The following is a 12,804-nucleotide window of genomic DNA, read 5'->3' on the forward strand; positions in this document are numbered from 1 at the left end:
TTCTTGCAAAGATTTTTTATCGTGTGTTTGTTTTATAAACCAATAAAAATATAAATAATTGTTTTTTATATAAAATTTATTTTAATTATTTTTGATTTTCATGTGATCTAGCTAAGAACTCTCACCCAAGTAATTACAACCAATTGTTTTAATTAAAATTATTTAAAAAATCATTTATTACGCACTCCCTATTGCTTAAGGCGTAGTCAATTCTTGTTTTATTCTTCACCGCCCTGACGCTTATATAGACAAAACTTGTTTTATACGGCCTTCTTCCTAGAAATTGGCACTCTATTTAAATATGCAAAATAAACTCCGACCTTAAAATTAAAAAAGCCATTGCTTAAGAGCAATGGCTTTTTAGAATAGTGGACAACAATTAGAACTTCATACTGACACGTGCCCAGTAGTTACGGCCAATATTGTTAAATTGTTCTGTTGCAGATAAGCCGATACCCGCATTACCCATTTTGTTTAAATGTTCGGTATAGGTTTTATCTAAAACGTTATCGACCCCCACAGAAAGATCTACCCCATTCGCAAAGTGATATGTGCCATTTAAAGACAATGTGCCAAAACCTGCACTTTTCTTAACATCATAACCAACGATATTCCCTTCACGCTCACTAATTCGGTTTTGACCATCGACCAAACGCCAGTAAGCACCCAAAGTATAATTATCCTGGATATAACGTAAATTCACCCGAGCCTCTAAAGGTGAAATCTGTGGCAACGGCGTATTATCAGTGGTGTTTTCACCCCATGCGTACATGGCACTGACATCAGCCTGAATCGCATCACTAAACTGATAACCAATGCCCGCTTCTGCACCTGCAATGACAGCATCGACATTTCGTGTTTCAGCTTGATCGTTTGCATTGTATTTGGTCAAAATAAAATCTTGAATCAAGCCTGTATAGGCAGATACCCATGAACTTAGGTTTCCATGTTCATGTTGGTAACCTAAATCCAACTGTAGGGTTTTCTCAGTATCAATGCTTTTAAAGGTATTGGTATTACCATTCCCTGTTTTAGGACTGAATAATTCCCAGTAATCCGGCATACGTTCGACATAGCCCACGCCAATATAGGTCTTACCATCGTCATGCTCGGGATGATGATTTTCAAAACGTACAAAGGCACTCGGTAGAGTTTCTTTACGTTCCTGATTTGACTCCACTGCTTCTACATTGACCTGATCCAGACGCAAACCAGACACTAGCTTATTGTTATCACTAAGCTGATAACTGAGCTCACCAAAAGCCCCAACAGACTGGAATTCCATATCTTTAGTACGTGACTGATTTTGATACGGCGTCATCAGACTTCCGTTACGTTTAGTATGTTGGTTATTCTGACTATCGATACCAGTAATCAGCTGTAATTTATTCCATTCATTGGTCATTGCCATACGAGCATTCAATGTTTTACGCGCAACATTGCTCGCCATGGGCATACTCATCATGGGACTAGCCTGAAACTCACGCAGACTATAATTATCCATGACATGATCATTAAAGTTATAGTTCACCTGTGCTTCAATCTTTTGAATCACATCGCTAATATTTTTCTTTTCGAGCTTTAGACCGAGACTTTCACGGGCAAATTTCGATCCATCCATAGCCCGACCAGCATAGACTGCTTCAGCATCCGCTTTACCACCGGTCAGTTCTACCCAGGTATTTTCATCAGGTGTCCAGCCTAAAGCCAGATCCGCATTCCAGCGCTCCCAATCCGAAGGAACAATGGTGCCATTTCCATCTTTATAACTGCCAGATACAGAACGGTTGGTATTCAGACGGATATATTTCTGCTCATCGCCTGCTGCCACTTCAATATTCTGATCCAGTCGGTCAAATGAACCCATCAAGACACTTGTTTGACCACGATAGTTTTTATCATCTTTAAACTGTTCCGGACTGCGCTCAAAAATCACGGTTGCGGCAGATCCAGTATTGGCATATTGAACCGTTTGCGGGCCTTTGATCACCGTAATCTGGTCGTAACTTTCTGGGGAAATATATGAGGTGGGTGAGTCCATCCGACTTGGACAGGCCCCCAGGTTTTCAGTGCCATCGGTCAGGATTTTAATTCTTGAACCAAACATACCCCGGAAAGTCACATCACCATTGGTGCCGGCACCGCTATTCACTGCACTAAAACCGACAATACTTTGTAAATAGTCTGCACCATCTGATGCCGGAATCGGTTGAATCGGCTGTTTCGGATCAGCACGGACAATCAGTCCATTGGCATCATTACCTGCTGTAGAAGTCACCACAATCGGTGCCAAAGTTTGCACAGGCATCGTTTCATTTGCCATTGTGGCTGGTGAATAACAGATAACACAAATCGCAGCCGCAAGTGGCTGTAAAAAAAATTTAGGCTGAGCCATTTTTTTATCTCACTGAATACATAAAAAAGTATGGCTTGAGTCAATAACAACCCAAGCGAAAAATGCAGGTTTATGCAGGCAGTGGCGGCGCTCGTCCCTGAGGAATTAAAAAGAGCTGCTGAAGGACAAACCAGACATGCTTAAAGGTTTTTTGATAAGCAATTAAACGTACCTGAATCCGGTCAAGTACCTGTTTGATATCCAGATCCGGCGGTAAGACTAAATTGGCATAAACCGTACAGTATTGACACTGATGATTGGCATCATGATGATCATGCTGAATATGACCAGATTGGACTTTGAAATGGTGATGTTCACTGGCACTATGCTGTGTATGAACGTCTGTCGCGATAAGAAGCGCACGCGTGATGGTTTCGCAGACCGGAGCAACCTGATATTGCGTCGGTAACAAAGGCTGTAAAAATACAGCAATCTGTAGAAACACAGCTGCAAATGCAAATAGCAGCCCCGCGCGTAAAAACACAGGCCACTCCTAAAATATGCTCATGTCGATTATAACAAAGCCCAATCAGAATTGGGCTTTGTTGGATCATTAAAATAAATTAAAAAAATATCCTAGCGTTTAACTGCCACCTTGTCTTTATTACGCTGGCGTACCAGTTTTTCTACTTTTTCACGTGCACGTTGACGTTTTAATGGCGATAAATAATCAACAAATAATTTGCCACTTAAGTGATCCATTTCATGTTGAATACACACAGCGAGAAGTCCGTCAGCTTCGAGTTCAAATGCTTGACCTTCCAGATTAATTGCCTCGATTTTTACACGTGACGGACGGTCAACTTTATCGTATATTTGAGGAACTGATAGACAGCCTTCTTCGTAGGGCTGCGTTTCTTCAGTCAATGGTGTAATTTTGGGGTTAATAAACACCATCGGTTGATCTTTATTTTCAGACAGATCCATAACAATCAGCTGAATATGACGATCCACCTGAGTCGCGGCAAGTCCGATACCTGGTGCTTCATACATGGTTTCAAACATATCTGCAGCGAGCTGACGAATTTCATCAGTCACATCTTCGACAGGTTGTGCAATGGTACGAAGACGGGGATCCGGGAAACTTAAAATAGGTAATAAGGCCATACTGCGTCCTCAATTATGCCATTGATCAAAAAACCAAATGAAGGGAATGCTTCATCAAAAAATGTGTGTAAGATCGTTATTATAACGCAACTACGCACATAATTTTAGGAATTATGATAATGAAAAAGGTTTTGAAGGGCATGCCATTTTTTAGTGCCTTGGGGTTTAAAAATCAGATGCTGGCACTCACCGTTTGTGTCGGTGTCGGTATGGGGACTATTCATTCTGCCGAGGCCGCACCTGCACGTAATGTCAATCCGCCGGCATTAAAAGCCAGTGCACCCAATATTTATGTGGTCAAAAAAGGCGATACCCTCTGGGACATCTCAAAACGCTTTTTGAAAAACCCGGTGCGTTGGCCTGAAATCTGGGCCAGCAACAAGCATGTGAAAAATCCACATTGGATTTTCCCGGGCGATCGCCTGTTGATGTGTGATTACCAGGGCCGTCCGATTATTGGCAAAGATGAAGGTGATGGTTGTGACGGTATTATCAGCCGCTATCTGGGCAGCACCTCTCTGCAACCTCAGATTCGGGTTGAATCTTTAAACAATACCATTCCAGTGATTCCACTAGAACATATCAAACAGTGGCTAGAGCGCTATACCCTGATGGCGCCTGATTCAGTTCAAGGCACCCCATACATTCTTGGAACTGCAGATCAGCGCGTACTGGCGGGCAAAGGCCAGAAAGTCTATGTACGTGGTAACGGTCTGGTCGTTGGTCAACGCTATGCCGTTTATCGTGAAGCTGAGCCTTATGTATTTACCGATGCCAATGGCAAGAAATATACTGCTGCACTCGAGCTGCAACAGGTGGCATCTGGTATTGCGGTACGTAGTGAAGGTGAGGTAACCACACTGGAGCTGACTGACAGTTATAACGCGGAGGTGCGTCGCGGTGACCGCGTACTCGCTGAATACGACCCGATGTTACCGACGCTGTTCTACCCAACCAATGCAGAAAGTATTGTGCCTGGTGGTCAGATTGTGCGTGTATTGGGGTCGATTGGTACTGCAGCACGTCATAGTGTCGTCACCCTTGACCGTGGTACGGCACATGGCGTTCAGACAGGTCATGTCTTTAGCGTCAACCAGAAAGGTGAAGTGGTGACTGATCCGAAGACTAAAGAACGGGTGCAATTGCCAGGTGAGCGTATTGGTCAGGTGATGGTCTTTAAAGCCTTCGATCAATTGAGCTATGCCTATGTGCTGGATAGCGAGCTTCCAATTAAAGTGGGTGCCGGCATTCAGCCTCCTTTGTTAGAAGACTAAGGTTGCAAAGTGAGATGATGTTGATAGATCAGCATCATCTCACTTATTTTCATTCATACCAATAATAAGAAGACGCAAAAATAGGTCTCACTATGTTGAACAGATTGTCGACATCACAAATCAATGCCATCACGCTGTGGTATTTGGTGCAACATTCCCTCACCAGCTTTTATAAAATCAGTCGGCATTATGCAGATCTTGCAGATGCAGTCCATTGTTCTCAAATCGAGACCTGGCAAAAGCTCGGCCTTCATAAAAATCATATTCAACGCCTGAAAGACTTTCAAAGCAGCGAATCTCAAACCCATTTTCAACACAGTCTAGAACAGATTCAGTTGCACAGTGATTTTGTGCTTTTGCATACAGATGCTGAATATCCACAACAACTGAGTCATTATGAGCATAAGCCGCCGATTCTGTTCGGGCAGGGACATGCAGATCAGTTACTCCAGCCACAAATTGCGATTGTTGGCAGTCGCAAGCCAAGTCCGCACGGACAGCAAGTCGCCTATGACTTTGCCTTTTATCTGAGTGAGCAAGGTTTTTATATTAATAGTGGCTTGGCACAAGGGATTGATGAAGCAGCACATCGGGCTGCGCTACAACATCGACGAACGATTGCAGTGATGGGTACAGGGATCGAACAGACCTATCCTGCTGTACATCAAGCACTACGTCAGCAAATGATTAACCACGGTGGTACAGTTATTACTGAGTTTTTGCCTTTTACCCCACCCTTGCAGCAGCATTTTCCACGGCGCAACCGAATTGTCAGCGGCTTAAGTCTTGGGGTGATTGTGGCAGAAGCTGCTTTAAAAAGTGGTTCATTGCTTACGGCACAATGGGCAGCGGAACAAGGCAAGAACATATTTGCAATTCCGGGGCATATTTACAGTGAACATCATCAAGGTTGTCATCAACTGATTCGTGAAGGTGCGATTTTAATTGACCATCCACAGCAAGTGATTGAGGATTTAGCCCTAGCAACACAGTGGCAAGCGAATGCAAATCACTTCAAAAAAGATACTTATCCTGAGCAAGAATGTACTATCCCGCCCCATTTAATTCATCTTTATAATCAACTCGATTGGGTCGGGCAGAGTCTGGATCAGCTCAGTTTTCATTTACAACAGGAAGTATCTTCCTTGACCAGTCAACTGATGGAACTTGAGCTGCTCGGCTTGAGTACTCAACAAGCGGGCATGTATCAGCGTTGTCGTCCACTGAAATAAAGTTCACAATAGGGCTTTGTTGTTTTGTATAAGGTATTCACATGATTACTACCTCTGTTGCTGAAGCAGCAGCATGTCTTAAAGACGGACAAGTCTTGGCATATCCTACAGAGGCTGTTTGGGGCTTGGGTTGCGACCCTTATAATGAACAGGCATTTCATCAGATTTTAAAATTGAAACAGCGCCCGATTGAAAAAGGGGTGATTCTATTGGCAGCGCATATTTCACAGGTGGAACATCTGCTGCAAGATTTAACTACAGAAATGCGTGAAAAAGTGATTGAATCCTGGAGCAATGATAGCCCCCCGGAACGTGCGACCACCTGGCTCCTCCCTGCGAATGCAGAAATTCCTGATTGGATTAAAGGCCAACACCCTAAAGTGGCTGTCCGTGTCACCAATCATCCGCTCTGCGTGGCATTATGTCAGGCCTTTGGCGGTTTTATTGTGTCTACCAGCGCCAATCCTGCAGGATTAGAACCGGCGCGTTCACTGCAAGATGCGATTCGCTACTTTGATCAGAATCTGAATTATCTGAATGGTGACTTAGGGTTAAGCCAGCAACCGAGCCGGATTATTGACGCCGTCAGTGGGGCGATTATTCGCGACTGAGCTTTTTCAGAGTCCACGCAGATATTCAAGCTCGACTAAAGTTTTAAGACAAAAAAAAGCTCAACCATATAGGGATGGTTGAGCATAAAAAAGGATGTGCATAAATCACATCCAGAGGGTTCAGAAATCTCTGGGAGTTTGATAAAACAAGGAAAAATATGTTTAATCATTCTCGATGGATGCATTATGAGAGAAAATTAGTGCAACGACAAGTACAATAAAAAACTCAATTAATACATATTTTCTATTAATACTAGGCAACTTTTAACCAAAATTCAAACTATCTTGCTCTTTCTATTCCAGTTTTAAAATAAATTAAGATTTTTATATTTATTTTCACATTTAAAAATTGGGATTTAACAGGCTATTTCAATTAAAAAACCTTGATTGTTTGCTTAATATTTAAACAATTAATATCTTGATAAACTGTTCCTTAGCTTATCACTTTGCTCTTCCCGGATATTGTGCCCATATAATTCCCAGTAAAATGATACCGCCTCCAATACTGTGATACATGGTCCAGGCTTCACCTAACCAGAGATAGGCGACTATCGCGGTAAAAACCGGCATCAGATTCATAAAAATACTGCTACGATTTGGACCGAGTTGCTGTACCGCCATCATCCAAAAAAACGGGGCTAAAATAGAAGGAAAAATTCCGGCATAAACAATACTGGCTGCATTATGGCTATTGATACTGTCCAGACCGAAGTAAAGTACCAATGGAATATGATAGAGACAGGCCATAAAAATCTGGATATACAGACTCAGCAACAGTGGAATCTGAATCTGCCATTTTTTCAGCAAGACACCATAGCAGGCATAGAAAAATACTGCGATCAGCATCAGCAAATCACCGATATAACTGTCGCCCACCGTCAAGAAATGCAACCCCTGCCCTTGGGCCATGACATACATCAGCCCAATAAAAGACAGCAGACTCCCCAGTACCGCAGCCTGTGTCGGGCGAATTTTTAAGACAAAAATACCCACAATAATGGTAAAAATAGGAATAAAGGCATTGATCAGCCCCATATTGGTCGCAGTGGTAAAGTGTGCAGAGCTATAGGCCAATCCTTGATACAGCACCATCCCCAAGGCACTCAAAACTGCAAAGTGTCCAAGATGTGGTCGAATTTCCGGCCAGGCCGCTTTGACCTTGGGCAACAGAAATGGGCTTAAAATCAGCAGTGCCAGTACCCAGCGGTAAAAACTGATACTGATGGGAGAAATATAATCCGCCACATAACGTGTCACCGTCATGTTTAAGGACCAAATAAAAACTGCGGCCAATGGCAATACCATCGCCCACCAGACTGCTTTGTGCTGCTGTGTCATACCCTCATCCATGTGTCGCTTGTCTTGTTATTTAGCGATTGCTATTTGCGCACCCTAGCATAATAGATTTTTCACATGATATTCAGGCAATTTACCGATTTAAGCCTCCTGCTTCAGCTGCTGTTACTTGTATTGAATCTAAATACCCGTTAAAACAAAGACGATTCAGTCTGAATAAACAGGAAATCTAATGACTCGCTCTGTATATGACATTCCAGTCAAAACCATTCAAGGCCCAGAAACCACCTTAAACCAGTATCAGGGCAAGGTATTGCTTGTGGTGAACGTGGCATCGAAATGTGGTCTGACTCCGCAATATGAAGGTTTGCAAAAGCTGTATAAAGACAAAAAAACGCAAGGTCTGGAAATTCTGGGCTTCCCTGCCAATAACTTTCTGGAGCAGGAACCAGGTAGTGAAGCAGAGATTCAGGAATTCTGCTCTATCAATTATCAGGTTGACTTCCCGCTCTTTGCTAAAATTTCTGTGGCGGGCGAAGACAAGCATCCGCTCTATACCACGCTGACTCAAGCTGTACCAGAGCGGATCGGTGAAGGCCCGTGGTGGAAAGATCTGGTCGATTATGGCCTGACTCCAAACCAACCGCCTGAAGTGTTATGGAACTTTGAGAAATTTCTGATCAATAAGAATGGCGAAGTGGTTGCACGTTTTGCGCCTGACATTACTGCAGATGATCCGCGAATTGTGGATGCGGTAAATGCCGAACTGGCCAAATAATTGCTAATCGCAAAGTAAGTATGTATTTACCCAATAGATACTTACTTTGTAATTTAAACACAGCGAGTTAAATACATAATGATTCATATAAATCCTATCTATAAGTCGCCCTCAACTTTTATTTTTGGCTATAGTTCGTCGCCTGTTCATCAATCTAACAGGCCTAATCTGCAATGATCCTCGGTTAGATTAACAATACACTTGAAGCAATAAACCATTGAGTAAAAGCAAGCGTATTTTCTATATCAAATGCATTCTACGCGTATGAGAAACCCGTACTGGATCAAGTGAATAGGGAGAATGTAAGCATGCATATCCAGAACTCTCCGTTTCTTAACATCATTACAGCCCAAACAATTTATTGAGTTGAAAACGTGAGTTTTATCTTTATTTTTTAAGCATTTTTAATCGAAGACGGTCTGCGCTTCAGTAAATTTGTTATAACTTTGCAACAATCTTTTTTATCTCCATAGTTTGTCCCTATATTAAATCATGAAATATTTCCACCTGCACCGAGACCCTGATTCCATGTCCAAGATTCTTGCCAATGCCGTTCTTCCTTTTGCATTATTTAGCTCAGGGATTTTACTGATGGGATGTGAACAGGCAGTTGAAGCACCCACTGAGCAAGCGGAAACCCGCAGTTCCGATCTTGACACTGCCAGCCAGCCGCAAACTGGCGCTACCGCACCAACTGAGCTTAGATCGGGCAATATGTTTTATATGGTTCGTGATGTGGCTGACTTACAGCTGAAAGCAGGCAGTTATGTGGAACAGTTGAAACAGACTCAGACTGAGCTACAAAGTGCAGTAGAAGCCAAGGATACTCAGCAACTGCAGTCCACCGCAACCCAGTTACAACAGCAACTCAACAGCTTTAATCAGGTACTCGGCAACCTGAACTTAAAAAGTCAGGAAATTGACCAGATCCGCAGCAATATCATGAGTGCCAATCAGCAAGTCTTGGCCTCACCGCTGTTGAATGGTGACATGGATTTAAGCCAGATCGACCTGAAAAAAATTGAATCGCAGATGGTCAATGTGCAAGCTGAAATGATTAAACTGGCAGGGCTGCTGATCCAGAATCCAGAACAAAAATCAGACAGTACGACTGAACAGGAGAATACCTAAACCTTCATCTAAGGCGATAGATTGGAAAGCATCTTCCTCAATCGCCTTATCTGTTTTACACTGTGATTTATTATAAAAACTAATTTAAATTAAAAGCTTATATCTAATAAAATAATCAGGAGTTCAATCATGTCGAATTCGGTGCTGTATTCTGTTGTTCCGGTCGAATCCTGACTTGACCTGAAAGATCCCTTTATTTTTACTGTTCACCATCAGGATCATTATCCGCAAGGCAATGCCGAATTAGGGTCAGTTACACCGCCGTATCAGCATGAATATGACATGTATTATGGCGAGCAAATTCCCGGCTTTCCGGAACATCCGCATACCGGTTTTGAAACCATTACCATTGTCGAGCGTGGTTATGTCGACCATTTTGACTCGCTCGGAAACTCGGGACGCTATGCCGCGGGTGATGTGCAATGGCTGACCACCGGCAAGGGGGTACAGCACTGCGAAATGTTTCCCTTAGTTCATCAAGATCAGGATAATCCTCTGGAGCTGTTTCAAATCTGGCTGAATTCCTCACCGGAACAGAAAAAGCAGCCGGCCGATTATAAAATGTTGTGGCGTGAACAGATTCCGCATGTATTTTCAGCCAATGCAGCCGGACCTAAAGCGGATATTCGGGTCATTTCAGGGCAGTTTAAAGATACCGAAGCACTGGATCGTCCACCCCATTCTTGGGCAGCACCTGCTGAAAACAGGGTCAATATTTACCTGATCACACTTGCGCCTGAGGCTGAACTCATTATTCCGGCAAGTACTGCGAGCGCGACGCGTTTTTGTTATTTCTACCAAGGCAAAAGTCTGGAGCTGGAAGGACAGAAAATACAGGTCAAGCATCTGATAGAACTCAAACCAGATCAGGATATTCATCTCAAAGGTGGTTTACTGGAATCACATATTTTATGGCTAGAAGGTGAACCGATTGGTGCACCCGTGGCGATGCGCGGGCCCTTTGTGTTAAATACTCCGCAGGAACTGGATGCTGCTTTTCGCCGTTATCGTGACACCCAGTTTGGTGGCTGGCCTTGGCCAAGTGCTGAACCGTCATTTGCACCAGAACATCCGCGCTTTGCCAGTTATGAAGGCGGCAAACGTGAAGAATATCCAGACCAACCAGACAAAGAAGCCACTGAATAGTGGCTTCTTTGACATCAGATCATATTATTTTTTCGGGCTTCTGACGACAACTAGTTTCTTCTGCACAAATTCTCTAAAACCATCAATCGATAGTTCATGCCCATAACCGGAGTTCTTCATCCCGCCAAATGGTAATTCCGGCGTGGTATCGGTAAACCAGTTGATCCAGATCATGCCCGTTTCGACACGTGAAGCCAGCTTTTTCGCACGCTCGATATCTTGTGAATGAATCACGCCACCCAGACCATAATTGGAATCATTGGCAATCGAAACAATTTCATCCTCATCCTTGGCCACATAAATCTGGGCAACCGGACCAAAGAATTCTTCATACCAGGCCGGATTATCTCGGCTGATATTTTCCAAAATCGTCGGCTGATAGAAATTGCCTGCATGCTCATACGGCTTACCACCAGTGACCACTTTCGCACCATGTTCTACCGCCTTATCGACCTGTTCAGTCAGCTTTTCCAAAGCGTCAGCGGAAGACAGTGGACCCAATGTGGTTTCAGGATCAAGCGGATCGCCAATTTTTAACCCTTCAAATACCTTGATCATGCCAGCCTTGAATTGTTCGGCAATTTTTTCATGTAGGATAAAGCGCTTGGCTGCTGTACAGACTTGACCGGTATTGTTCACCCGAGCTTGGCAGCCTATCTTGATGGCCTTTTCCAGATCAGCATCATCCAGCACAATAAAGACATCATTACCGCCCAGTTCCAGCGTTGATTTTTTAAGATGTTTTCCGGCCTGTTCAGCCACTGCACTGCCTGCACCTTCTGAACCTGTGAGTGCCACACCACGTACACGTTTATCGGCAATCACGTCTTTCACCTGATCGGAACTGATGAACAGATTGGTCCAGACACCTGTGGGTGCGCCTGCATCCAAGATCAGTTGTTCAAAGGCTTCCGCACATTGCGGAACAATGCCGGCATGTTTTGCCAGAACTGGATTACCAATGGCACAGTTCGGTGCAAAGACCCGCATCAGTTGATAAAACGGAAAGTTCCACGGTTCTACCGCCATGATAATACCCAAAGGATGATGTTCGACCCAGGCTTCACCCAAATCAGTCTGATAAGACACTGGCGCTAAAAATTCTTTGGCATGATCGGCATAGTATTCTGCAATTTTGGCGCAGGTTTCGATTTCACCTTCACTCTGCTTAATCAGTTTTCCCATATCCTGGGTCATAAGCTTGGCCAGTTCAGCTTTTTGCGCTCGCATGTTGGTAGCCAATTTACGCAGTACTGCAATACGGGTATCGACCTGCTGTGACCATTCTGACTTTAGGATTTTTTCTGCAGTATCGAGTGCTTGTTGAATATCTTGATCGCTATGCGATGGATAGTCTTTCAATTTTTGATTGTTAAATGGATTAATAGATTGATAAGCCATGGTTTTCCCTTTTTTCAATTATAAGTTTTGCCTGTTCAAAACCCAATCGCATCAAGTTATAACAAGCAAGTATCTGTTCGAATTATTTAACTTATCATTGATTTTTTTATGGTGTATGCCTGCTTACAGATTGGTTCAAAACATTACTGAGAAAGGGTAAAAGTTATATCGAGTGGTACAAAATAAAGTTTTCTAATAAATATCAAACTAAAGCCAATAGTGCTGAAATTAGGGTTCGAGCAAACTATAAAAAGCTTGAAGTACCAAGTTTAGCAGAAGGTTTTGATAAGACATTTAAGGTGAAGATTGTGGAGAATTTTCGATTATTCTCCATCCCTAAGCTCTATTAAAGTCTTTTTTTGGGTCTTCTTTTATGTGTGGTTTCTCTGACAACAGGTATAGGGTGTTTAGGAGAAGGTTTTAATCTCACACC

General features: G+C 43.1%; 11 protein-coding genes. 6 read left to right on the forward strand and 5 right to left on the reverse strand.

The annotated features are described in order from the left end of the window. Positions 1–379: 379 nt before the first annotated feature. The 3 genes from LOZ91_RS14160 to def all read right to left on the reverse strand — a co-directional run bounded on the left by LOZ91_RS14160 (position 380) and on the right by def (position 3,502). The gene (locus tag LOZ91_RS14160; RefSeq protein ID WP_244783444.1) at positions 380–2,395 is read right to left on the reverse strand and encodes a TonB-dependent copper receptor; all 2,016 of its coding nucleotides are present in this window, start codon (positions 2,393–2,395) and stop codon (positions 380–382) included. A 70-nt stretch (positions 2,396–2,465) separates the two neighbouring features. Then, positions 2,466–2,879 (reverse strand): DUF2946 family protein, encoded by a 414-nt coding sequence (locus LOZ91_RS14165; protein ID WP_005173863.1) that lies wholly within the window; start codon positions 2,877–2,879, stop codon positions 2,466–2,468. A gap of 92 nt (positions 2,880–2,971) precedes the next feature. Next, on the reverse strand, positions 2,972–3,502 hold the full coding sequence (gene def / locus LOZ91_RS14170; protein WP_005173860.1) for a peptide deformylase: 531 nt from the start codon (positions 3,500–3,502) through the stop codon (positions 2,972–2,974). Between the two features lie 119 nt (positions 3,503–3,621). Here def and LOZ91_RS14175 point away from each other — a divergent pair, with 119 nt between their 5' ends. The 3 genes from LOZ91_RS14175 (at position 3,622) to LOZ91_RS14185 (ending at position 6,619) form a co-directional block, all read left to right on the forward strand. Then, entirely contained in the window at positions 3,622–4,776 is a 1,155-nt protein-coding gene (locus LOZ91_RS14175; protein WP_244783445.1) for a LysM peptidoglycan-binding domain-containing protein, read from the forward strand. Between the two features lie 92 nt (positions 4,777–4,868). Beyond that, complete coding sequence (gene dprA, locus LOZ91_RS14180; protein WP_244783446.1) at positions 4,869–6,008, forward strand: DNA-processing protein DprA; 1,140 nt, start codon at positions 4,869–4,871, stop codon at positions 6,006–6,008. A 41-nt stretch (positions 6,009–6,049) separates the two neighbouring features. After that, the gene (locus LOZ91_RS14185) at positions 6,050–6,619 is read left to right on the forward strand and encodes a Sua5/YciO/YrdC/YwlC family protein (RefSeq protein ID WP_244783447.1); all 570 of its coding nucleotides are present in this window, start codon (positions 6,050–6,052) and stop codon (positions 6,617–6,619) included. 441 nt (positions 6,620–7,060) lie between these two features. Here the strand turns inward: LOZ91_RS14185 and LOZ91_RS14190 are convergent, their stop codons facing one another. Continuing rightward, positions 7,061–7,957, reverse strand: coding sequence for a DMT family transporter (locus tag LOZ91_RS14190; protein WP_005173847.1), 897 nt, complete (start codon positions 7,955–7,957; stop codon positions 7,061–7,063). Between the two features lie 190 nt (positions 7,958–8,147). Between LOZ91_RS14190 and LOZ91_RS14195 the strand changes: the two genes are divergently transcribed. The 3 genes from LOZ91_RS14195 (at position 8,148) to LOZ91_RS14205 (ending at position 10,970) form a co-directional block, all read left to right on the forward strand. Further along, the gene (locus LOZ91_RS14195) at positions 8,148–8,693 is read left to right on the forward strand and encodes a glutathione peroxidase (protein ID WP_100358032.1); all 546 of its coding nucleotides are present in this window, start codon (positions 8,148–8,150) and stop codon (positions 8,691–8,693) included. A 528-nt stretch (positions 8,694–9,221) separates the two neighbouring features. Then, the gene (locus LOZ91_RS14200) at positions 9,222–9,824 is read left to right on the forward strand and encodes a hypothetical protein (protein ID WP_005173841.1); all 603 of its coding nucleotides are present in this window, start codon (positions 9,222–9,224) and stop codon (positions 9,822–9,824) included. A 180-nt stretch (positions 9,825–10,004) separates the two neighbouring features. Beyond that, the gene (locus LOZ91_RS14205) at positions 10,005–10,970 is read left to right on the forward strand and encodes a pirin family protein (protein ID WP_244783453.1); all 966 of its coding nucleotides are present in this window, start codon (positions 10,005–10,007) and stop codon (positions 10,968–10,970) included. A 24-nt stretch (positions 10,971–10,994) separates the two neighbouring features. Here the strand turns inward: LOZ91_RS14205 and LOZ91_RS14210 are convergent, their stop codons facing one another. Continuing rightward, entirely contained in the window at positions 10,995–12,371 is a 1,377-nt protein-coding gene (locus tag LOZ91_RS14210) for an NAD-dependent succinate-semialdehyde dehydrogenase (RefSeq protein WP_244783448.1), read from the reverse strand. Positions 12,372–12,804: the final 433 nt, after the last annotated feature.

Source organism: Acinetobacter sp. F-1 (assembly GCF_022869025.1).
GTDB lineage: Bacteria > Pseudomonadota > Gammaproteobacteria > Pseudomonadales > Moraxellaceae > Acinetobacter > Acinetobacter pseudolwoffii.